Annotated in this window: 18 protein-coding genes; 5 read left to right on the top strand and 13 right to left on the bottom strand. The window is 70.7% G+C overall.

Going from position 1 to position 22,418, the window contains the following annotated elements; translation table 11 throughout:
• Positions 1-5: 5 nt before the first annotated feature.
• Complete coding sequence (locus ACTXG6_RS07660) at positions 6-1,088, bottom strand: hypothetical protein (protein WP_445187062.1); 1,083 nt, start codon at positions 1,086-1,088, stop codon at positions 6-8.
• Between the two features lie 194 nt (positions 1,089-1,282).
• Here ACTXG6_RS07660 and ACTXG6_RS07665 point away from each other — a divergent pair, with 194 nt between their 5' ends.
• The 3 genes from ACTXG6_RS07665 (at position 1,283) to ACTXG6_RS07675 (ending at position 3,405) form a co-directional block, all read left to right on the top strand.
• Positions 1,283-1,798 (top strand): Fur family transcriptional regulator, encoded by a 516-nt coding sequence (locus ACTXG6_RS07665; protein WP_445187063.1) that lies wholly within the window; start codon positions 1,283-1,285, stop codon positions 1,796-1,798.
• The gene (gene ygfZ, locus ACTXG6_RS07670) at positions 1,795-2,949 is read left to right on the top strand and encodes a CAF17-like 4Fe-4S cluster assembly/insertion protein YgfZ (protein WP_445187064.1); all 1,155 of its coding nucleotides are present in this window, start codon (positions 1,795-1,797) and stop codon (positions 2,947-2,949) included. The genes ACTXG6_RS07665 and ygfZ overlap by 4 nt, the downstream gene beginning before the upstream one ends.
• A 276-nt stretch (positions 2,950-3,225) precedes the next feature.
• Positions 3,226-3,405, top strand: coding sequence for a DUF3073 domain-containing protein (locus tag ACTXG6_RS07675; RefSeq protein ID WP_445187065.1), 180 nt, complete (start codon positions 3,226-3,228; stop codon positions 3,403-3,405).
• A gap of 726 nt (positions 3,406-4,131) precedes the next feature.
• Here ACTXG6_RS07675 and purM read toward each other — a convergent pair.
• The 4 genes from purM to ACTXG6_RS07695 form a co-directional block, all read right to left on the bottom strand.
• A complete protein-coding gene (gene purM / locus ACTXG6_RS07680) occupies positions 4,132-5,244 on the bottom strand; it encodes a phosphoribosylformylglycinamidine cyclo-ligase (RefSeq protein ID WP_445187066.1) in 1,113 nt (370 codons plus the stop codon).
• A gap of 51 nt (positions 5,245-5,295) precedes the next feature.
• Complete coding sequence (gene purF / locus ACTXG6_RS07685; RefSeq protein ID WP_445189943.1) at positions 5,296-6,792, bottom strand: amidophosphoribosyltransferase; 1,497 nt, start codon at positions 6,790-6,792, stop codon at positions 5,296-5,298.
• A gap of 346 nt (positions 6,793-7,138) precedes the next feature.
• Positions 7,139-9,265 (bottom strand): putative bifunctional diguanylate cyclase/phosphodiesterase, encoded by a 2,127-nt coding sequence (locus ACTXG6_RS07690; protein ID WP_445187067.1) that lies wholly within the window; start codon positions 9,263-9,265, stop codon positions 7,139-7,141.
• Between the two features lie 184 nt (positions 9,266-9,449).
• Entirely contained in the window at positions 9,450-9,854 is a 405-nt protein-coding gene (locus ACTXG6_RS07695; protein WP_445187068.1) for a sterol carrier family protein, read from the bottom strand.
• Positions 9,855-9,937: 83 nt separating this feature from the next.
• Between ACTXG6_RS07695 and ACTXG6_RS07700 the strand changes: the two genes are divergently transcribed.
• The gene (locus ACTXG6_RS07700) at positions 9,938-10,660 is read left to right on the top strand and encodes an SGNH/GDSL hydrolase family protein (RefSeq protein WP_445187069.1); all 723 of its coding nucleotides are present in this window, start codon (positions 9,938-9,940) and stop codon (positions 10,658-10,660) included.
• A 107-nt stretch (positions 10,661-10,767) separates the two neighbouring features.
• On the opposite strand, the gene ACTXG6_RS07705 is transcribed toward ACTXG6_RS07700, so the two are convergent.
• The 5 genes from ACTXG6_RS07705 to ACTXG6_RS07725 form a co-directional block, all read right to left on the bottom strand.
• Complete coding sequence (locus tag ACTXG6_RS07705) at positions 10,768-12,468, bottom strand: efflux RND transporter periplasmic adaptor subunit (RefSeq protein ID WP_445187070.1); 1,701 nt, start codon at positions 12,466-12,468, stop codon at positions 10,768-10,770.
• 55 nt (positions 12,469-12,523) lie between these two features.
• The gene (locus ACTXG6_RS07710; protein WP_445187071.1) at positions 12,524-13,741 is read right to left on the bottom strand and encodes an ABC transporter permease; all 1,218 of its coding nucleotides are present in this window, start codon (positions 13,739-13,741) and stop codon (positions 12,524-12,526) included.
• Positions 13,738-14,430 (bottom strand): ABC transporter ATP-binding protein, encoded by a 693-nt coding sequence (locus tag ACTXG6_RS07715; RefSeq protein ID WP_445187072.1) that lies wholly within the window; start codon positions 14,428-14,430, stop codon positions 13,738-13,740. The genes ACTXG6_RS07710 and ACTXG6_RS07715 overlap by 4 nt, the downstream gene beginning before the upstream one ends.
• A gap of 182 nt (positions 14,431-14,612) precedes the next feature.
• Positions 14,613-16,937: a phosphoribosylformylglycinamidine synthase subunit PurL gene (purL, locus tag ACTXG6_RS07720; RefSeq protein WP_445189944.1), complete on the bottom strand. Its 2,325-nt coding sequence runs from the start codon at positions 16,935-16,937 to the stop codon at positions 14,613-14,615.
• A 123-nt stretch (positions 16,938-17,060) separates the two neighbouring features.
• Positions 17,061-18,239 carry an ABC transporter permease gene (locus tag ACTXG6_RS07725; RefSeq protein WP_445187073.1) on the bottom strand — a complete coding sequence of 393 codons (1,179 nt, stop codon included), beginning with the start codon at positions 18,237-18,239 and terminating at the stop codon, positions 17,061-17,063.
• Positions 18,240-18,400: 161 nt separating this feature from the next.
• Here ACTXG6_RS07725 and ACTXG6_RS07730 point away from each other — a divergent pair, with 161 nt between their 5' ends.
• Positions 18,401-19,078: an HAD family hydrolase gene (locus ACTXG6_RS07730; protein WP_445187074.1), complete on the top strand. Its 678-nt coding sequence runs from the start codon at positions 18,401-18,403 to the stop codon at positions 19,076-19,078.
• Here ACTXG6_RS07730 and ACTXG6_RS07735 read toward each other — a convergent pair.
• The 3 genes from ACTXG6_RS07735 to ACTXG6_RS07745 are packed head-to-tail and all read right to left on the bottom strand — an operon-like array spanning position 19,053 to position 22,407.
• Complete coding sequence (locus ACTXG6_RS07735; protein WP_445187075.1) at positions 19,053-19,493, bottom strand: response regulator; 441 nt, start codon at positions 19,491-19,493, stop codon at positions 19,053-19,055. The genes ACTXG6_RS07730 and ACTXG6_RS07735 overlap by 26 nt on opposite strands.
• On the bottom strand, positions 19,490-21,100 hold the full coding sequence (locus ACTXG6_RS07740; protein WP_445187076.1) for a sensor histidine kinase: 1,611 nt from the start codon (positions 21,098-21,100) through the stop codon (positions 19,490-19,492). Before ACTXG6_RS07740 ends, ACTXG6_RS07735 begins: the two co-directional genes overlap by 4 nt.
• The gene (locus ACTXG6_RS07745) at positions 21,097-22,407 is read right to left on the bottom strand and encodes a PP2C family protein-serine/threonine phosphatase (RefSeq protein ID WP_445187077.1); all 1,311 of its coding nucleotides are present in this window, start codon (positions 22,405-22,407) and stop codon (positions 21,097-21,099) included. Before ACTXG6_RS07745 ends, ACTXG6_RS07740 begins: the two co-directional genes overlap by 4 nt.
• Positions 22,408-22,418: the final 11 nt, after the last annotated feature.

The raw sequence follows: 22,418 nt of genomic DNA on the forward strand, positions 1-22,418 counted from the left end.
CCCGGTCAGCGTGCCCCACTGCCGAACGCGGGACGGCCGTCCGAATCGTCACCGCGGTTGGGCGGTGCGCCATTCTCGCGGCTGATCACGCCGTTGCGGGCGTGCTGGTCGACCGGGCCGCGGCCGGCGGGTTCCCGGGTGCCCTGGGCCGCTCCACCGGAGACGGCGCCGGACGCCGGCTGGTTGGTGCGCGGGCGGGGCGACGGCGTCGGGTGCGGCTTGGGCGCTCCCTGTTGCGGGCCGCTCTGGTGCACCGGGCTGTTCTGCGGCACCGGGTTGCCCTGCGGGGCCGGCTTCGGCATCGGCCGGCTCTGCGGGCGGCCCTGGCCACCGTCGGGCACGTTCTGGTGCTCCGGGCGCGGGCCGGCGGGCGGCCGCTGCCGGTTGCCGTCCGTGACCGGGAGCGGACCCAGCCGGGGGCCGCCCTGCTCGGGGCGCTTGCCCTGCTGGGCACCGTCCGGGCGCACCGCGCCCTTGTCGCCGCGCATCGGGATGCCGTCCGGCGGGGTGGGTGGAGCCGGCAGGTTCGCGCCGATCGCGGGCTCCTTGCCGGCGTTGTTGAGCACCGTCTCCAGCTGGCTGCGGACCCGGCCGAGGTCGCCGAGCATGGTCTCGCGGCGCCGTTCCAGCTCGGCGAGCCGGGTGCGGCCGGCGTCCTCTTCCTTGCGGGCGAAGTTCCGGGCGTTGGTCCGGACCTCCTCGGCCTCCTCCTCGGCCGCCTGCAGGATGGACTGCAGCCGGGTGGTGAACGCCGAGATCATCTCCGGAGTGAGGCCACCGGGGCTGTCCGTGCCGACAGGGCGGGACGAGCCGGTGCCGGCGTTGAACAGGGCGGAGGCGCCGGACCTGGGTCGGGACGGGTCGTCAGTCCTCGGACCAGAGGTGCCGTTGGTGCCCGGCGCAGCTGCGCGCGCCTGATCCAAATCGGTGCGCTGCCGCGCTAGGGTCCGCTCCAGGCCGGCGATGTGTTCGTCTACCTGCCGGCGGTCGTACCCGCGTACGACAACGTCGAAGCGGGGCGCGGCGGCGTTCTCGCCGTCCGTCGAGTGACGGCCTGGCAGTAGGCCGTCGCCGTGATCAGCGGACATTCGGTCGCCTCCGTGAGGTGGCATGGCTGAGGATCGGGGGCGCCCGATCCCCATCGGTCTTCGCCGAGCGTAGGGAGATCGCGCCGCTACGGCGCGGCCTTCACTCTACGGCGTGACGTTAGTCGCAGTTACCCGGGGGACGAGCGGCGCTGTTCCGAGTGAACCGGCGTCGCGGGATCTCGGAACGTTCCCCCATGGCGACTACCATCGACGGGGTGGAGACGCTACGGCGGACGTTGCACGAGCGCGGGTTCCGGATGACGCCGCAACGGCAGTTGGTGCTGGATGCGGTCGAGGAACTCCAACACGCCACCCCGGAGCAGATCTGTGCCTCCGTGCAGCGGCTGGCGCCCGCGGTGAACATCACCACCGTCTACCGCACGCTGGACCTATTGGAACGGCTCGGCCTGGTGCGGCACACCCACCTCGGGCACGGCGCGCCCAACTACTCGGTCCGCGAGCACGAACACGTACACCTGGTCTGCCACGGCTGCGGCTCTGTGGCGGAGGTGCCGTCCGGTCTGCTGGACGAGCTGGCCGGGCGGCTGGACACCGACTACGGCTTCCGGCTGGACGCCACCCACGTGGCGCTGTCCGGCACCTGTACGAACTGCACCGCCGAAGAGGCCAGCGAAGAGGTCACCGAACATTCCGCCGAACACCCGGCCGGGAGCCCCGCCGCCCCCGGCGAACAGGAGGCCCACCAGTGACAACCGCACCTAGCCCACTACTGGCGCTGCCCGGTGCGGTCGAGGTCGACGAGGGCCCGGACATCGGCGTGCCGCTGCACCAGGGCGACCCACAGGCCGAACAGCGCTCGATGGACCGGCACGCCGGCGTGGTCGACCGCTCGAACCGCGAGGTCATCGCGGTGCCCGGGGAGGACCGGCTGTCCTGGTTGCACCTGCTGCTCAGCCAGCACGTCAGCGAGCTGCCGGTGAACTCCGGCACCGAGGCGCTGGTGCTGGACGCCAATGGGCGGGTCGAGCACCACGCGGTGCTCTCCCACGTCGACGACACGGTCTGGCTGGACGTCGAGCCGGGCACCTCGGCCGCGCTGCTGGCGTACCTCCAGAAGATGGTGTTCTGGTCCAAGGTGGAGCCCCGGTCGGCCACCGAGGAGTTGGCCCTGCTCAGCCTGGTCGGCCCGGCCACCGCCGAGGTGCTGGCCAAGGCGGGCCTGCCGGTGCCGGAGCGGGTGTACGGCTCGGCCGCGCTGCCGCCCCTCGGCGCGGAGCCGGGTGCCCGGCCCGCCGGTCTGGTCCGGCGGATGCCCGCGCTGACCACCGAGCCCGGCGCGGATGCGGCGGACCTGCTGGTGCCGCGCGCCGAGCTCTACGCCTGGTGGACCCGGCTGCGCGAGGCGGGCGCGGCGGCCGCCGGCGTGATGGCCTACGAGGCATTGCGGGTCGGCGGGCTGCACCCTCGGCTGGGGCTGGACACCGACGACCGCACGATCCCGCACGAGGTCGGCTGGATCGGTTCGGCGGTCCACCTGACCAAGGGCTGCTACCGGGGTCAGGAGACCGTGGCCAGGGTGGCCAACCTCGGCCGCCCGCCGCGCAGGCTGGTGCTGCTGCACCTGGACGCCGGTGACGAGGAGATGCCCGCGCCGGGCGACCCGGTCTCCCTCGGTGACCGCGTCGTCGGGCGGGTGGGCACCGCTGTGCTGCACCACGAGCTCGGCGGGGTGGCCCTGGCGCTGCTGAAGCGGTCGGTCCCGGTGGATGCCGAGCTGGTCGCCGGCGCCGACGAGCGCGCCGCGCCGGCCAGGATCGACCCGGACTCGGTGCCCCCGGAGGACGGTGCGCCCCCGCCCGGTCGGGTCGCCCAGGCTCGGGCTGCCGGCCGGCTGAGCTGACCGACCCGGTCGAGCGACCCGGTTGAGCGAGACGTCCGGTGTTAACGATGTGACATGGCTCGCTCCGGTGGCGGGTTTTCGGCCGCTGATCGGTGCGGAACGGGGCTGAGGGCGCGTTGACACCCGGTCGGGGCTGGATGTCCACCCAGTGCGGGGAGTGCCACGTCGCACAGACTGCCGCGCGCAAGGTACGGTAGACGGCAGGACATTCAAACGAGATGAACGGGGCCGCCGCTTCCCTCGGCCGCCCCTTCCCTGTTGTAAGGGGGACGAGCCATGGGTCGCGGCCGTGCCAAGGCCAAGCAGACGAAGGTGGCCCGCGAACTCAAGTACAGCTCCCCGGGTCTTGACGCCGACGCCTTGCAACGTGAACTTGCTGGCGTGTCGGTTCAGGAACCGGATAACGCTGACGACGAGTTCGAGTACGAGGACGACGACTACCGTCACCGCCGCTAACGGCGGCGGTCGGCTGTCCGACTCTTCTCTGATGGCTGCGGGCCATCACAAACCCCGTGCCCAGCGAGTCTCTCCGCTGTGTGGTCACCGAACGGTTCCGCACGTGGTCGCCTAGCGCACGCCAACGGCGCCACTGCCGGCTGGCCCCGGTGCAGTGGGTCACCATGCCGTTCCGGCGCAGCTGTAGGAACCAGCTGCGCCGGTGGCATGGAAGCCGAACCACGCGGCTCGGCTCACCGTGCCTGTTGTTACCGAGCTGCACCGCAGGCAGCTTTGTCGACCGTCCGACCTGCCTGGTGTGCAGCTCGGTAACAGGAGGCATCCGTGTGTGCGCCCCCCGCTGGGTGTGCCTCAGGGACGACACAAGCCTTGCGAGGCAGCCAACTGGATCACCGCTCGCGACGAGCGGGATTGTTCAGGCCCCTCCCCGTGAGGCTCCGCCTCGGACCGCCGCCGAGGTCACAGTCGGTGACCGGCCGATCGAATCAGGCTACCGACCTGTGAAGGGGGCAGCGTCGAGGTCAACGTGAGTCTGGTTCTGAGCGAAAATTTCCGGACTGGCGTTGGTCTCGGTGACGATGGATTGCACCAGGGTCGGCGCACCGGGCCACCCTGTCGGTGACTCGGCGTCGCCCCCAGCGGGACGGCCGAGTGTGTGTCCTGTCCGGAGCGCGTGGCCGTCCCGTCTCGACCACATGCCTCCATGATCGACCACCGCAAGGATCGCTAGAAGCGGGAGTGCTCGCCGCGCATCAGGACCCGGGAGCCGTCGGGCTCGGTGGCCACGTCCTTGGCCCGCTGCACGTCGCCGAGGATCCAGGCCGGCATGTGCCGCGCGGTCAGCACCGCCATCGCCCGGTCCACGTCGCCCGGGGCGATCACCGCGACCATGCCGACGCCCATGTTGAACGTCTTCTCCATCTCGGCGCGCTCCACCCGACCCAGGGCGGCGATCATCTTGAACACCGGCGCCGGTGTCCAGCTGCCCCGGTCGCACACCGCCGCCAGCCCCTTGGGCAGCACCCGGGACAGGTTGCGGGCCAGCCCACCACCGGTGATGTGCGCGAACGTGCGGACCTCGGTCTCGGCGGCCACCGCGAGGCAGTCGAGCGCGTAGATCCGGGTCGGCTCGAGCAGCTCCTCGCCCAGGGTGCGGCCGAACTCCTCGACCTGCTCGGTCAGCGGCAGCCTGGCCAGGTCCAGCAGCACGTGCCGAGCGAGCGAGTAGCCGTTGGAGTGCAGCCCGGACGACCCCATCGCGACGACCACGTCACCGGGGCGCACCCGGTCCGGGCCGAGCATCGCGTCGGCCTCGACGATGCCCACCCCGGACGCGGACAGGTCGTAGTGGCCGGCCTGCATCAGTCCGGGGTGCTCGGCCGTCTCGCCGCCGAGCAGCGCGCAGCCGGCGCGCTGGCAACCGTCCGCGATGCCCTTGACGATCGCTGAGATCTTCTCCGGCACCAGGGTGCCGCAGGCGATGTAGTCCTGCAGGAACAGCGGCTCGGCGCCGCACACCACCAGGTCGTCGACCACCATGGCGACCAGGTCGAGACCGATGGTGTCGTGCTTGTCCAGCGCCTGGGCGATCGCCAGCTTGGTGCCGACGCCGTCGGTGGACGCGGCCAGCACCGGCTCGGTGTAGCGGTCCATCTTCAGCTTGAACAGCCCGGCGAAGCCGCCGATGCCGCCCATCACCTCGGGCCGGCTGGTCTTCTCGGTCCACGGTCGGAACTGCTCGACGGCCCGCTCCCCGGCGTCGATGTCCACTCCGGCGGCCGCGTAGCTGGCGTGCGGCGAATCGTCGGTGGGCTCGGGGCTGGGGGGTGACACGGGCATGACGGAGCGACTCCGGTGGATCTCGGCAATGGGTCGGGGTACTGGGACAGCCTAGGGCTGACGCATGGCCCCAGCCGCACCGTACCCGGCGGCGAGCGCCCCGCCAGCGTTGTTCTCGGAAATGATGTCCTCGAGCAGGTGCTTGCCGAGGCTCGCGTCGTCCGGCAGCGGGATGGGGTAGCTGCCGTCGAAGCAGGCCGCGCAGAGCCGGCTGGCGGGCTGCTCGGTGGCCTTGATCAGGCCTTCCAGCGACACGTAGCCCAGGGTGTCGGCGCCGATCGAGCGCCGCACGCCGTCCATGTCCAGGTCGCCGGCGACCAGTTCGGCGCGGCTGGCGAAGTCGATGCCGTAGAAGCAGGGCCAGCGCACCGGCGGCGAGGCGATGCGCACGTGCACCTCGAGCGCGCCGGCCTCACGCAGCATCCGGACCAGCGCGCGCTGCGTGTTGCCGCGCACGATGGAGTCGTCGACGACGATCAGCCGCTTGCCCCGGATGACCTCGCGCAGCGGGTTGAGCTTGAGCCGGATGCCGAGCTGGCGGATGGTCTGCGACGGCTGGATGAAGGTACGGCCGACGTAGGCGTTCTTCACCAGTCCCTGCCCGTACGGGATGCCGGACTGCTGCGCGTAGCCGATCGCCGCCGGGGTGCCGGACTCCGGCGTCGGGATCACCAGGTCGGCGTCGACCGGGAACTCCTCGGCCAGCAGCCGCCCGATGGCCACCCGCGCGGAGTGCACGGAGCGGCCGGCGATGGTGGTGTCCGGCCGGGCCAGGTAGACGTACTCGAACACGCAGCCCTTCGGCTCCGGCGCGGCGAAGCGGCGGCTGCGCAACCCGTTCTCGTCGATGGCGAGCAGCTCGCCGGGCTCGACCTCGCGCACGAAGCTGGCGCCGACGATGTCCAGCGCGGCGGTCTCGCTGGCCAGCACCCAGCCGCGCTCGAGGCGGCCGAGCACCAGCGGGCGCACGCCGTGCGGGTCGCGGGCGGCGTACAGCGTCGACTCGTCGGCGAACACCAGCGAGAACGCGCCGCGGACGCGGGGCAGCAGCCGGACGGCGGCCTCCTCGAGACCGATGTCGGCGGCGGTGGCCGCGAGCAGTTCGGTGATCAGGTCGGAGTCGGTGGTCGAGGGGGCGCGGCCGTTCTGCCTGGGCTTGCCGACCAGCTTGGCCACCTCGTCGCGCAGCTCGGCGGTGTTCACCAGGTTGCCGTTGTGGCCGAGGACCAGTCCGCTGCCGGTGTCCGTGGTGCGGAAGGTCGGCTGGGCGTTTTCCCAGGTCGTCGAGCCGGTGGTGGAGTAGCGGGTGTGCCCGACGGCGAGGTGCCCGCGCAGCGAGCTGAGCGTCTGCTCGTCGAACACCTGGCTGACCAGCCCGAGATCCTTGAACACCACGATCTGGCGGCCGTCGCTGACCGCGATGCCGGCGGCCTCCTGGCCGCGGTGCTGCAGGGCGAACAGCCCGAAGTAGGTGAGCTTGGCGACTTCCTCGCCGGGGGCCCACACACCGAAGACGCCGCATTCTTCGCGCGGCCCGTTGTCGTTGATGAGGTCTTCGGAGTTTTCGTCGGTCCCGGTCTGCTCTGACGCCTGCGGTGTCAACGCGTGCTCCCCGCCCGGTTGCAGTGATCTCGCCCTGATCTTGCGTGGGTGTTCGCTCGGTTCTGGTGATCGCGGACGTTCACCAAGTCTAGACGAGCCGGTATCGGTTCAGGGTGCGGTGGTGCGCCGTCTCACCGCAGCGCCGCCATGCGGTGGCCGAGGGTGACGACTGGGATCCGCGCGGTGGCCGGGGCCACTCGGATGGCGGCCGGGGGGCGATCCGGTGCGTGACCGGCCGGCCCGCGCCCCGCGCCGCACCGCCATACAACCGGCGGGCCTCAGCCGACGGGCCTCAGCCGGCGAGTGGCCGGCGCAGTAGCGGGGCCAGCTGGCTGGCCGGCACCGGGTCGCCGTACCAGTGCCCCTGCCCGATGTCGCAGCCCAGCGCGCGCAGCCGGCGGGCCTGTGCGGCGGTCTCCACCCACTCCGCGGTCACCACCAGGTCCAGCGCGTGCGCCATGCTGATCAACGCGGCCACGATCTTGCTGTCCGGGGTGTCCACCGGGTCGACGACACGTTCCGGTCCGGCACCCAGCTCGGCCGGGTCCCAGTCCAGCTCGGAGCCGGACTCGCGCAGCCCCCGGATGAACGAGCCGTCGATCTTCAGCGCGTGTACCGGGAGTCTGCGCAGGTAGGACAGGCTGGAGTAGCCGGTGCCGAAGTCGTCGATGGCCAGCCGGACGCCCATCTCGCGCAGCGTGCGCAGCGTGTCCGAGGCGGCCGTCTCGTCCACCAGCACGGCCCGCTCGGTGATCTCCAGCTGCAGCTGGCCGGGGTCCAGTCCGGTGTCCGAGAGCACCGTGGACACCTCGCTCAGCCAGCCCGGCTCGGCGAGCTGGCGGGGCGCCACGTTCACGCTCACGTACGGCGCGCAGCGGCCGAGCTCGTCGGCCCACCGGCGCGCCTGGCGGCAGGCCTCGGTGAGCACCCAGCGGCCCAGCGGCACGATCGCCCCGTTGCGCTCGGCCAGTTCGATGAACCGGGCCGGCCCGAGCAGCCCGTGTTCCGGGTGCCGCCAGCGCACCAGCGCCTCGACACCGGTCAGGTTGCCTGACGACATATCCACCAACGGTTGGTAAAACAGGTGGAACTCGTCCCGGTCCACCGCGCCGGGCACGCTGGCGGCCAACGCGAACCGGGTCGTCTCGCCGGCGTCGCGTTCCGCGTCGAACACCGCCCAGCGCCCGCCGCCGGCGCCCTTCGCCCAGGACCGAGCCGCGTCGGCGGCCCGCTGCAGCTCGCCGGGCCAGGTGCTCGTCACCGTGTTCTCCGCGATACCGAGGCTGGCAGTGAGCGAGAGCCGCTGCGAGCCGATGACGAACGGCGGCACCAGCCCGGCGAGCAGGTGCCCGGCCAGGTCGGACAGGTACGCCACACTGGACGGGTCGGTGACCAGGATGGCGAACTCGTCGCCGCCGGTCCGGGTGACCAGGTGCCCGCCGGCCAACAGTTGCAGCCGGCCGGCCACCGCGAGCAGCAACTGGTCGCCGACCTGGTGCCCGAGCGAGTCGTTGATCGACCGGAACCCGTCGAGGTCCAGGTGCAGGAGCCCGACCCTGGCGACTGCGGAGTCGGGGGAGAACGCCCAGCGCAGCTGCTCGTTCATCAGCGCGCGGTTCGGCAGCCTCGTCAGCTGATCGTGATAGGTCTGGTGCCTCAATCGGGAACGCAGTTGGTGACGCTCGGTGACATCTTCGACAACGCCGATCACATAGTCCGGGAGGCCGGCCTGGTCCCGCACCAGCGATGCGGTCACGTAGGTCCAGATCACCGTGCCGTCCAAACGGACGAACCGCACCTCGCCGTGCATGTTGTCCCGCCGGCCGGTGGTCAGCTCCCGGAAGTCGCCGATCATGGCCGTGGCATCCTCGGGGTGCACGTGGTCGGTCAGCGGGCGCGGGCCGGCCATCGACTCCGTGACGTTGAACAGCCGGTACATGGCCGGGTTGACGTCGACCACGTGCCCGTCCAGCCCGATCAGCGCGATGCCGACGCCGGCCTCGGTGAAAATCGCCCGAAACCGCTGTTCACTGTCCCGCAGTGCGGCCTCGGCCTCCCGGCGGGTCTGCAGGACCGCGCCCAGCAGGGACTCCTGCTCGAGCTGGGTGCGCTCCCGCAGGGCGTCGGCGTAGCCGGCGGCGAGCTCGCCGATCAGCTCGCCGATCCGCTCGCCGGGCTGCTCGCCGGCGTCGCGCACCTCGAACAGCTCCGGCGCTCTGGTGCGGATCAGCCGCAGGCTCACCTGCAGCGCGTTCGGGCCGCGGAAGAAGGCCTCGGCCAGTTGGGCGCCGAGGCGACGGGCCGGCACCGGGTCCAGCTGGTCGGCCCCGAGCAGCTCGACGAGCTCGGTGGTGAGCGGGGTGAGCGCGGCGACGGCCTCGTGGGTACCCCAGGCGAGGTAACACGCCTCACCCAACACGTTGGCCCACTCACGCGTGAACTGACCGATGGCTAGTACAGCGCGTGATCGGTACCCCCCGACCTGTGGCACTGCTAAGCCCCTTTCGGCCGACTGGCGTGCCGATTGGACTAATCCTGCGGTTTTCCGTCGGCGCACGCTACCGCTGTGGGCTAGTCATCACTCGATTCGGGGATAGTGTCCGTCACTCTGAGTGGCGGAGTCTACCGGCAATTCCGAATGGGAGTAGTGCACCGATTTCTTCCGCGCGATGACCGGAGGCACTCACGACCGCCCGCTGCACCGCCGTCGACCAGTCCATGCGGCCGGTGGCCAGGGCGAGCCAGGCCTGGGGATCGGTCTCCACCACGTGCGGCGGCGTGCCCCTGGTGTGTGCACCACCTGGCAGGCATTGCACCGCGGCGAACGGCGGTACCCGCACCTCGACGGCCTTCCCGGGGTACTGCTGTGCGAACGCCCGCAGCGAGGTGCGGACGGCGGTGGCCAGTACCGGGCGGGGCGGCTGCTCGGCGGTCCCGTCCAGCCAGTCGAGCACCGGCACCAGTGCGGCCCGCAGCTGGGCGGCGCCGATGGGTTTGGTGCTCACCATGGCAACCCCCTCGGTCCGCTCGGCGAGGTACCGCGCCGCTCAGGCGCGCGGTGGTACCTCGAGTGCTCCTAGGCTGCCATCCCGTGGGACGGGTGTTGTGGTGGGGAGCGCTGGCCGGTGTCGGCTACGGGCTCTGGCGGCGGCGACTGGGGCGGCTGCGGCGGATGCCCGACGACTTCAGCGCGTACTGGCTACGGCGGGCCCGGCGTACCGGTGAGCTGCGCTACGTGGCGCTGGGCGACTCGCTGGCCCAGGGACTGAGCGCGCGGCGGCCGGAGCTCGGCTTCGTCGGCCTGCTCGCCGACGGGCTGGCCGACTCGACCGGGAGCAGCGTCGGGGTGCTCAACCTGTCGGTCACCGGCGCGACCGTGACCGATGTGCTGGCCACCCAGCTGCCTCGGCTGTCCGCGCTGCCCGGCCCGCCGCCGGACCTGGTCACGGTGTGCGTGGGCAGCAACGACGTGACCGGTGGCGACCCGGACCGGTTCCGCTCCGAGTTCCGCGAGCTGTGCGCGGGGCTGCCGGCCGGCACGCTGGTCGCTGACGTCCCCGACTTCAAGCGCGGACCGCACCGGGCCACCGCGGCCGGCTACGCACGACTCTGCCGGGACGTGCTGGCCGGGTTCCCGGCGCTGCGTCCGGTACGGCTCGAGCGAGCCACCCGGTCCATGCGGGTGTTCGAGCGCGGCGCGGACCTCGCGCACCCCGGCAACGCGGGCCACCGCCGTTTCGCGGCGGCGTTCGCGGCGGCCCTCGGCATCCGGCGCGGCGGCCACCCAACCCGTGAGCGGCGAGCTGGGTCATAGCCCAACTCGCCACTCACGAGGTCAGGAGCAGACAAAAGCGCTGGCCCGCGCCTGTCGAACGTTCTCGACGGGCGCGGGCCAGCGCTGGGTTGTGCGCGGGTGGACGATCAGCCGCCGCCGCGGCCTCCACCGCCGCCGCCGGCGCCGCCGCCGCTGGGGCTGCCGGAGACGGTCGCCTGGGGCAGCTGGATTTCCTGGCCTTCGGTCAGGCCGGACAGCACCTGGGTGTTGTCGTCGCCGACCAGACCTGGCTGGAACTCCTGCTGGCGGGGTTTGCCGTCCGGTCCGGGGACGTTGACGAAGGACCGGCCGCCCTGCTTGATGACCGCCGAGTTCGGCACCACCAGCACGTTCTCCAGATCCGCCACCAGGACGCCGGCTTCGGCGGTCTGGCCGGTACGCAGCCGGGGGTCGGAGTCGGTGAGCAGGATCGTCGCGTAGTAGTTCGTCACACCGGAGATGTCCACACCACCGGGGGCGACGGACAACACGGTGCCGTCACGGGTCAGGTCCGGCAGCGCGTCGAAGCTGACCTGCACCTTCTGGTTCGGCGCCACCTTCGCCGCGTCCGACTCCTCGAACGGGACGACGACCTGGAAGGTGTTGATGTTGTTCAACACCATGAAGGCCGAGCCACCCGGGCGGGTCGCCGACGGGGCACCGGTACTCGAGGCCGAGGACTGGTCGCTCGTGGCGGCCGCGCCGACCCCGGGGATCGAGGCATCGGTACCCGGCGCCAGTGCGCTGGTACCGCCACCGGCACCCACGTACTCACCCACCGCACCGGTGATCGAGGAGACCGTGCCGGCCACGGGTGCGTAGAGCACCGTGTTGTTCAGGTCGCGCTGTGCGTTGGCCACCAGAGCGGCGCCGTTGGCCACCAGGGCGGCCTGCGCGGCGATGTTGGGGCCGCGGTCGGAGCTGTCCGAGTCGACCGCGTTCTGCGCCGTCACGATGTTGGCGCGCTGGGTCTCCTCGGAGATCTTCGACTGGGTGTCGTCGACTTCGAGGGTCTTCTTCGCCTGGTCGAGGGTCGTCTTCGCCGAGATCAGGTTGGTCTTCGCCGTGCCCAGAGCCGTCTTGTCCGTGGGGCAGTTCGCGTTCGGCGTCACAGCGGCCAACGGACTCGTGCCCGACGAACTCCCGCCCAGGCCGCTGAGCGGGTTTGAGCCCGTCGTACTGGAGCTGGTCGTGGCGGTGTCGCTGGCGCTTGTCGAATCCGAGTCGTGTGAGGAGTACGGCGACGGGCCACAGTGATCGGTAACGACGTAGGTGTGCAGCGCCTGGGCGTACTGGCGCCTCGCGAAATCGAGAGCAACCCGGGCGCGGTCGACCGAGTTCTCGTCCTTCTCGTGGATCGCGTCGCTGTTCTTCTTGGTGACGTCGAGGATCTTCTTCGCCTGGTCCAGCGTGCGGTGGTCGCCGTGCACCGTCGGGGAGTGCACGAGCCGGTCCAGGATCGCCTGCTGGTTCTGCAGCTGCGCCGCCTGCTGGTTCACCAGCTGCTGGAAGTTGAACGGGTCCTCCCGGGCCAGCACCTGACCCGCGCGAACCGTGTCACCGACCTTGACATCCACCTCGGTCAGCTGGGCGGCCTTGGCGAAACCCAGGTTCTGCGAGGTCACCGCGGCCAGCGCACCGGAGGCCGACACCTTCGTCGAGACCTGCCCACGCTCCACGCGCGAAGTTGGCGGCGCCGGAGCTGTGCTCCCGCAGGCCGCTGTCACCGTCGTCACCACCAACGCCAGTGACACCGCCGCGGCCATGCGCACCCCCCGGGTGCTGCCGCGGATCGTCGTGCGAGTCATCAACTCCCCCTTGCCTTTCTGCACGGGTATTACCGGTGTTCGGGGCACCGGCGTATTACTGGTATCTCAATGCCTCGATCGGCTGCAGCCGAGCCGCGCGGTTGGCCGGGAAGCCACCCGCGATCAGCCCGATCAGCAGACTGACGCCGAACGAGATGACGATCGCCCAGGGGGACACCGTCGGCGCCCCGAAGTCCGGGGCAACCATCGGAATGATCACCGATGCGGCGATCGTGATGGCAGTCCCGATCACGATGCCGACGACCCCACCCATTGCGGCCAGCATCGTGGACTCGATCAGGAACTGCTTCAGAATGGCGCTGCTACGAGCGCCGATGGCCTTGCGGATGCCGATCTCCCGGGTCCGCTCGGTCACCGAGACCAGCATGATGTTCGCGACCCCGATACCGCCGACGATCAGGGAGATGGCGGCCACCGCAACGGTGAACAGGGTCAGGAACGTCAGGAACTGGTTGGCTTGGTCGAGCAGGCTCTGCAACGCGGTGGCGTTGAAGTCCCGCTTCGCGGGGTCTCTGATGCTGTGCCGGGAGTCCAGCACCTTGTTGACCTCGGCGAGTGCGGCCGGCACCTGGGGAACGCTGGCCGCCTGCACGATGATCTGGGTGACCGTGTCGTTGCCGCCGACGAGGTAGGCGCGCGCGGCACCCAGCGGCATGATCGCGGCGTCGTCCTGCTGGCCGTTGCCCTTGACCACGCCGATGACCTCGAAGGTGCTGCGGCTGATCCGGACGTCCTTGCCGATCGCCGCGCCGGCGTCGCCGCCGAAGAGGGTGGCGACCGCGTTCGGCCCGAGCACCACGACGCGGGCGTTGGAGCGGGCCTGCTCGGCGGTGAACATCGAGCCGGCGACCAGCTCCCGGTCGACCACGGTGAGGTAGTCGGCGGTGGAGCCCTGGACGGCGGCGCGGAACTGTTGCTGGTTGACCTCGATCAGCTCCGAGCCGCCGAGCATCGGGGTCACCGCGCCGATGTCCGGCGCCACGTTCGGGTTGCGCAGCGCGGTGACGTCGGAGTCCTTCAGGTCCTTCGCGGCGCCGCCGCCGGGAACCGAGCCGTTGACCTTGGCGACCTGGATCTGGTTGCCGAGCGCGCCGAACTGCTCGTTGAAGCCGGCTTTGATGCCGTTGCCGAGACCGACCAGGACGATGACCGCCGAGACCCCGATCACGATGCCCAGCGTGGTCAGCGCCGATCGCATGCGATTCGAGCGCAGGCTGCGCAACGCAATCTGGAAGGCCTCGGCGAGGTTCACTGGCTAACTACCGTGCGGTTCTGCTGGGCCTCATCGCGGACGATCTTGCCGTCGCGCAACGTCACCACTCGCTTGGCGAAGCCGGCGACTTCGTTCTCGTGCGTGATCAGAATCACAGTGCGTCCGGTGTCGTTCAGTTCGACCAGCAGCTTCATGATCTCGACGGTGGACGCCGAGTCCAGGTTTCCGGTCGGCTCGTCGGCCAGGATCATCACCGGGTCGGTCACGATCGCCCTGGCAATCGCCACACGTTGCTGCTGCCCACCGGACAGCTCGTTCGGCATGTGCTTGACCCGGCTACCCAGGCCCACCTTCTCCAGCGCCTCGACCGCCTTGTCGCGGCGGTTGCCGATGCCCGCGTAGACCATCGGCAGCTCGACGTTGCGGACCGCGCTGGTCCTCGGGATAAGGTTGAAGGACTGGAACACGAAGCCGATCTTGCGGTTCCGGATCTCGGCCAGCGCGTTGTCGTTCAGCTCGCCGACGTCGATCCCATCCAGCCGGTAGACGCCGTCCGTCGGGATGTCCAGGCAGCCGAGAATGTTCATCATGGTGCTCTTGCCCGAACCGGACGGCCCCATGATCGCGACCAGGTCGCCGCTGTCGATCTTCAGACTCACGTTGTTCAGGGCACGCAGTTCGATATCGCCCATCTTGTAGATCTTGGTGACGCTCTCGAGCTCGATCATTTTCCCCCCGGGTTGCGGGTGTTGCCCGGCCCCCAGCATCTCAAGAAGCGCCGTCGCAGCGGCACGTCAATTCCGGCCATATCCCTAGCCTTGCGAACCATTTGGATAACGACCTTGGTAGGAGGCGGTTACGGGTCATGGAGATCGTCTCTGGGAAGGGTGTGAGCCAGCTGAACGGAACCTCAGCGTCCGTACAGAGCTGGCAAAGTTCCCTCCCAGGCGAGCCGCAGATCGCCCAGGGCCAGCGTACCGAGGCTGGTCAGGGCCAACCCGGTTTCCGCCGGTGCCACCGAGCCGAGCTCGGTGACCGGTATTGAGGCATTTTCACACCGTGTTATGAACTCGCTCACACGGCTCGGTGAAACCGTGACCAGCACCCGGGCGGTGGACTCCGAGAACAGTGCGACGAACGGGTCAACATCGGCCGGAAGGGTGATCTCGGCGCCCAGTTCGCCGATCAGGCTGGCTTCCACCAGCGCCTGTGCCAGACCGCCCTCGGACAGGTCGTGCGCGGCGGTGACCAGACCGTCCGGGGCGGCGGCGGCCAGCAGCTCGGCCAGCGCGCGCTCCGCGCCCAGGTCGACCTTCGGCGGCCGGCCGCCCAGGTGGCCGTGCACCACGTGCGCCCACTCGCTGCCGTCCAGCTCCTCGCGGGTGGTGCCGAGCAGCAGGACCCGGTCGCCCTCGGTCCGGAAACCGGTCGGGATGCGGTGTGCGACGTCGTCGATGATGCCGAGCACGCCGATCACCGGCGTCGGGTGGATCGGCGTGCTGCCGGTCTGGTTGTAGAAGCTGACGTTGCCGCCGGTCACCGGGATGCCGAGGGTGGCGCAGCCGTCGGCCAGCCCGTGCACGGCCTGCTCGAACTGCCACATCACCCCCGCGTCCTCCGGCGAGCCGAAGTTGAGGCAGTCGGTGACCGCCATCGGCACGGCGCCGCCCACGGCCACGTTGCGGTACGCCTCGGCCAGGGCGAGCTGCGCCCCGGTGTACGGGTCCAGCGCGCAGTACCGGGAGTTGCAGTCGGTGGCCACGGCGATGCCCCGGCCGCCCTCGACGCCGTCCACCTCGACGATCCGCACCATGCCGGAGTCCGACGGCTGCGCGGAGACGGTGTTGCCGCGCACGTAGCGGTCGTACTGGTCGGTGACCCAGGCGCGGCTGCACAGGTTCGGGCTGGCGGCCATCGAAACGATGGTGTCCAGCAGCTGCTGCTCGGTCTTGGGGCGGTCCAGGGCGGCGGTGTCGTCGGCGATCAGTGCGTCCTGGCGGTCCGGGCGGGCGATCGGGCGCTGGTACACCGGGCCCTCGTGCGCCACCGTGCGCGGCGGTACGTCCACCACGGTCTCGTCCCGCCAGGTGATCACCAGCCGGTCGCCGTCGGTGACCTCGCCGATCACGGTGGCCAACGTGTCCCACTTGGCGCAGACCCGCATGAACTCGGCCACGTTGTCCGGCGTCACCACGGCGCACATGCGTTCCTGCGACTCGCTGGACAGGATCTCCGCCGGCGTCATGTGCTTCGCGCGCAGCGGCACCGCGTCCAGCTCGATGTGCATGCCGCCGTCGCCGGCGCTGGCCAGCTCACTGGTCGCGCAGGACAGCCCGGCGCCGCCGAGGTCCTGGATGCCGACCACCAGGCCGGCGTGGAACAGCTCGAGGCAGCACTCGATGAGCACCTTCTCGGTGAACGGGTCGCCGACCTGCACGCTCGGCAGCTTCTTGCGGCCGCCGCCGGACCCGCCCTCGCCGGCGTCGTCGAAGGTCTCGCTGGCCAGTACAGACACCCCGCCGATACCGTCCAGCCCGGTCCTGGCGCCGAACAAGATGATCTTGTTGCCGGTGCCGCTGGCGTGTGCCAGGTGCAGGTCCTCGGTCTTCAGCACGCCCACGCACAACGCGTTGACCAGCGGGTTGCCCGCGTACACCGCGTCGAAGACGACCTCGCCGCCGATGTTCGGCAGGCCGAGGCAGTTGCCGTAGAAGCTGATCCCGGAGACCACCCCGGGCAGCACCCGGGCGGTGTCCGGGGCGTCCGCCGGGCCGAAGCGCAGCGGGTCGGCCACCGCGATCGGGCGGGCGCCCATCGCCATGATGTCGCGCACGATGCCGCCGACGCCGGTGGCCGCGCCCTGGTGCGGCTCCACGTAGGACGGGTGGTTGTGCGACTCCACCTTGAAGGTGACCGCCCAGCCGTCCCCGATGTCCACCACGCCGGCGTTCTCGCCGATGCCGGCCAGCATCTTGGACTGCATCTCCGGCGTTGTCGTCTCGCCGAAGTAGCGCAGGTGCACCTTGGAGGACTTGTAGGAGCAGTGCTCGCTCCACATCACGCTGTACATGGCCAGCTCGGCATCGGTGGGCCGGCGGCCGAGGATGTCGCGGATGCGCTGGTACTCCTCGGCGCGCAGGCCGAGCTCGGCGTACGGCTGGGCTTGGTCAGGGGTGGTGGCGGCAACCTCGACGGAGTCGATTCTCGACCCAGCAAGCTGGTCTTCGCTGCTGATTCTCGACCCAGCAAGCTGGTCTTCGGCGTCGATCACAGTTCTAAGGATAGTTGGTGCGCCGATGCCGCCGAGCGTTCCGGCAAATGGCGTAGTGCCGGGCTCATCCCCGGCCCCGGTCGAGCCTCACTGGAAACGCAGCGCCTCGATGGGCTGCAGCCGCGACGCCCGCATCGCCGGGTAGCCGCCGGCGACCAGGCCGATGATCAGACTGACCCCGATGGCCACCACGATCGACACCACCGACACCTCAGGGGTGCCGAAGTCCGGCGCCACCTTGGGCAGCACGTACGCGCCGGTCAGCGTGATGCCGACACCGAACACGATGCCGAACAGCCCGCCCACCCCGGCCAGCACGGTGGACTCGATCAGGAACTGTTTCATGATCGCGCTGCGCCGGGCGCCGATGGCCTTGCGGATGCCGATCTCCCTGGTCCGCTCGGTCACCGAGACCAGCATGATGTTCGCCACGCCGATGCCGCCGACCAGCAGCGAGATGGCGGCCACCGCGATGATGAACAGGGTCAGGAAGGTCAGGAACTGGTTGATCTGGTCCAGCTGGTTCTGCAGCGCCGTGGCGTCGAAGTCCCGCTTGGACTCCTCCCGGATGTGGTGCCGCTCGCTCAGGATCCTGGTGGTCTGCTCCAGCGCGGGGGTGACCTGGTTCACGCTGGCCGCCTTCACCACGAGCGTGCCGAGCTTGTCGGCGCCGCCGACCAGGTAGGCGCGCGCGGTGCCCAGCGGCATCAGCGCCACGTCGTCGGAGTTGCCGTCGCTCTTCAGGGTGCCGATGACCTTGAACGTGATCCGGCCGATCCGCACGTTGGTACCCACCGCCGACGCCGCGTTGTCGCCGTAGAGGTCCTTGACCGGCTCCGGGCCGAGCAGCACGACCTTGGAGTTCAGCCGCTCGTCCTCCTCGTCGAACATCTTCCCGGCGGTGATCTCGCGGTTGTTCACCTTGAGGTAACCGGTGGTCGAACCGGCCACCGAGGCCCGGAACGTCTTGGCCCGGTACTCGACCAGTTCCTTGCCGTTCGCCACCGGGGTGACGGTGGCGATGTCCGGCGCCACGTTCTTGTTCATCAGGGCGGTGACGTCCGCGTCGCGCAGGTCGCGGGGCGCGCCGCCGCCCGGCACCGAGCCGTCGACCTTGGTGACGATGATGGCGGTGGCCAGCTCGCCGAACGACTTGTTGAAGCCGGCCTTCATACCTTGGCCGAACCCGACCAGCACGATCACCGCCGTGACGCCGATCACGATGCCGAGTGTGGTCAGTGCCGACCGCAGTCGGTTCGCGCGCATGCTGCGCGCCGCGATAGTGAGTGCTTCCCTGAAATGCATCCGTGTGCCGCCGTCCAATTGTCCCGCCTGGACAGGATCGGGTAGCGGTGGCTGTCGGGGCATCTCTATTTCGGTCGCCCCCGGCATGCTTTCGGCCGGGTTTCCGCGGGATGCTGTTGATCGTGATCGAACACATCGTCTGGGACTGGAACGGCACGCTGTTCGACGACGCGCAGGTCGTCTACCTGGCCGCATGTGAGGTCTTCGCAGCTCACGGGCTGCCCAGCGTGACCATGGACGCCTACCGCGCCGCGTACAGCCGCCCGATCGAGACCTTCTACGCCAAGCTGTTCGGCCGCGAACTGGCCGCCGGTGAGTTCGCCGGCCTTGACGACGACTTCCACGACGCCTACCGGCGCACGATGGCAGGTGTGACGCTCGCCACTGGCGCCCGGCAGACACTGCGCGCGTGGCGCCAGAGCGGTCGCAGCCAGTCACTGCTGTCGATGTTCCGGCACGAGCAGCTGTTGAGCCTGGTCGGGCGGTACGGGATCCAGGACGAGTTCGTCCGGATCGACGGGCTCGTCGGCCCCGGCGGTGGCCACAAGGCCGAGCACCTGGCCCGCCACCTCGCGGCGCTGCGGCTGGACCCGGCGGCGGTACTGCTGGTCGGCGACAGCCTGGACGACGCGGACGCGGCGGCCGGCGCCGGCGCGGGCTGCATCCTCTACAACGGCGGCTACCACGACCGGTCGGCGCTGGAGGAGGCCGCGGCAGCGGCATCGGCCGCCGCGTCCGGCACGGTGCCGGTCGCCGACACGATGGGCGAGGTGCTCAGCTTGGCAACCGCACGACGCTGACGAAGAAGTGGTCGATCTGGCGGATCGCGGCGATGAAGCCGTCCAGGTCGACCGGCTTGGTGACGAACGCGTTCGCGTGCAGCTGGTAGCTGCGCAGGATGTCCTCCTGGGCGGCGGAGGTGGTCAGCACCACGACCGGGATGTGCGCCAGCTTCGGGTCCGACTTGATCTCCGACAGCACCTCGCGGCCGTCCCGCCCCGGCAGGTTCAGGTCCAGCAGCACCAGGTCCGGGATCGGCCTGTCCTCGAACGGCGGCTGCCCCCGCAGGTAGGCCAGCGCCTGCACGCCGTCCTGCACCACCTCGAGCCGGTTGTGCAGGTACTCCTGGAACGCCTCCCTGGTCAGCACCACATCGCCCTCGTCGTCCTCGACGAGCAGCACGTTGATGGCCTTGGGCCGGGCGGGTTCGGTCATGGCGTACCGCTCATATCGTCTCGCTCATCTGTCGGCTCGTGGCTGGTGCTGGGCTCGGCGGACGGCAGACTGAACCGGATGGTGGTGCCGTGCCGTCGCCCGGTGTCCAGCCAGATCCGCCCGCCGTGGTACTCGACGATCCGTTTCGCGAGCGCCAATCCTATGCCCGTTCCGGGGTAGGCCTCCCTGCCGTGCAGCCGCTGGAACAGCACGAAAATCTTGTCCTCGAACTCCGGCGGGATACCGATCCCGTTGTCCGCGACGCTGATCTGCCAGCCCACCGCGTCGCGGTGCGCCTCAACGTGCACCTCGGCCGGCGTGTCGACCCGGTGGAACTTCACCGCGTTCCCGATCAGGTTGGTGAACAGCTGGCGCAGCAGCACCGCGTCGCCGCGCACCCGGGGCAGCTCGCCGACCACGACCCGGGCGTCGGCCAGCTCGGCGCCGGAGGTGAGGTCACCGGCCGAGGCCAGGTCACGCAGTGCGTCGGCGGCGACCTCGGTCAGCGACACGTCGGCCATCGCCCGGTCCGACCGGCCCACCCGGGAGAACGCCAGCAGCTCGCTGATCAGGCGCTGCATCCGCTGTGCGCCGTCCACCGCGAACTCGATGTACTGCTCGGCGCGCTCGTCCAGCTGCCCGGCATAGCGGCGCTGCAGCAGCTGGCAGAAGCCGGCCACCTTGCGCAGCGGTTCCTGCAGATCGTGGCTGGCCACGTAGGCGAACTGCTCCAGGTCGCGGTTCGAGCGCATCAGGTCGATGGCCTGGCTCTGCAGTCGGTCCCTGGTCTCGCGCAGCTCCTGTTGGCTGGCCGCCAGCTCGGCCAGCTCGTTGACGATCCGGCTGCGCATCCGCTCCACGTCGGCGACCACGGCGGTCAGCTCCGGCGGCCCCGGTGGCACCCCGACCTGGTGGTTGTGGTCGCCGTCGGCCACCTTGCGGGCGTCCGCGGCCAGCCGGTCGATCGGGTTGGTCACCCAGCGCCGCAGCAGCAGCAGCGTGCCGGTGCCGGCGGCCACGGCCACCGCCGCCCCGAAGAACAGCGCGATCAGCTCGGTCCGACGATAGGTGGAGAGGCCCGCGGTGGCGGCGTCGCGGCGGCGGTCCAGCGTGGCGACCAGGGCATGCGCCGAGGTCAGCACCGGCCCGAAGAGGTTCTCCTCGGTTCGGTACGCGGCGTCCGCCGCCGGCCTCGGGCCCTGCCGCACGACGTCGTCGAGCAGCGGTGCGGCGCCCGTGGCCCGCCAGCGATCCGCCTCGGCGAGCACCCGGTCCAGCTGGGCGGAGATGTCCGCGTCGTCCTCGGTCAGCAGCGCGCGCAGGCCGCGCACGTCGTCCTCCTGGTGGGTCACCGCGGCCTGGTACGCCAGTCGGCGCGCGAAGTCCCCGGTCAGTGCGTAGCCGCGTACCGAGTTCTGCTCCTCCACCAGCACGGTGAGCAGTTCGGCGGCGCCGCGCCGGCTGGGCCCGACCCGGTTGAGCAGGTCGTCCACGGCGGCCTCGTTACGGGCGGTGACCACGACGAGCACCACCAGTGCCGTCACGATGAACAGCGCGCCGAGCCCGACCAGGGCGGTGACCCGGCGGGCGAGCGTCCACCGCCTCACGCCGGCGGCCGGCCGGTCGCACCGGTCCTCGCCGACTCAGCGGACTCACCGGGGTCGGCGGAGCTGCCCGGCTCTCGGGGCTCGCCGGTCTCTCCAGCGGTCAGCAGCAGGATTGCCACGTCGTCGCCGAGTGGGCCGCCGTTGAGCTCGATCGCCCGCTCGGCCAGCCGCGCCGGCACCACGTACAGCTCGGTGTCGCGCTGTTTGTCGAGCAGTTCGAGCAGGCCGTCGGTCCACAGCCGATCTTCGCGGTCCGGGCCGCTGAAGCCCTCGATCAGACCGTCGCTGTAGAGCATCAGCGCCCACCCCGGCGCCAGGTCGGTGGTGGCCGCCGGCCACTCCGGATCGGGCAGCACGCCCAGCGGCGGGCCCAACCGGTACGGCAGCTCGCCGAGCTCCGGGCGCAGCAGGATCGGCGGCGGGTGGCCGGCGACCCGGATCCGGGCCTGTACCCCCCGCAGCGGGCCGGTCCGGGGTGCCGGGCCGGCCTCCGGTGGCGCCTCGAAGAGCGCGATCGTGCACACGGTGGTGAACAGTGCCGGTGCGTGTCGCTCGCTGTTCAGCACCTGCTGCAGCGCGGGCAGCACGGCGGGCTCGCCGACCCCGCTGAGCACCAGTGCGCGCCAGGAGACCCGCAGCATCGCACCCAGCGCGGCCTCGTCCGGCCCGTGCCCCGCGACGTCCCCGACGATCGCGTGCACGGACCCGTCCGGGCAGCGCACCGCGTCGTAGAAGTCGCCGCCCAGCAATGACCGGCGACCCGGGCGGTAGAACGGCTGGGCGGCCACGAAACTGCCGTCCAGCAACAGCCGGGGCAGCAGCCCGCGCTCCACCCGGGCGGACTCGGCCCGCTCCAGCTGTGCCTCACGCAGCCGCACCGCGTTGCGCTCGGCCCGGCGGCGCTCCACCGAGTAGCGCACCGAACGGGTCAGCAGCTCGCCGTCCACCGTGCCCTTGACCAGGTAGTCCTGCGCGCCCTCGGCCATCGCGGCGGCGCCGAGGTACTCGTCGTCCAGCCCGGTCAGCACGCAGATGGCGCAGTACAGCGGTGCCTGGCTGCGCAGCTCGCGCAGCACGTCCAACGGGTCCAGTCCCACCGTGCCCGGCAGCTGCAGGTCCAGCAGGACGCAGTCGGCCGCGGCGAGGTACCCCGAGCGCGCCGCCTCGGCGACGGAGTCCGCGACGGTCAGCTCGATCGGCGACGCGACCTCGGCGAGCAGCTCACGGACCAGGAATACATCGCCTGGGTCGTCCTCGACCAGCAGCACCTTGGGCACCGCGACCGGAGACATCGACGGACGTGTCACGCCAACCCCTC

The organism is Pseudonocardia sp. Cha107L01, from assembly GCF_052566575.1.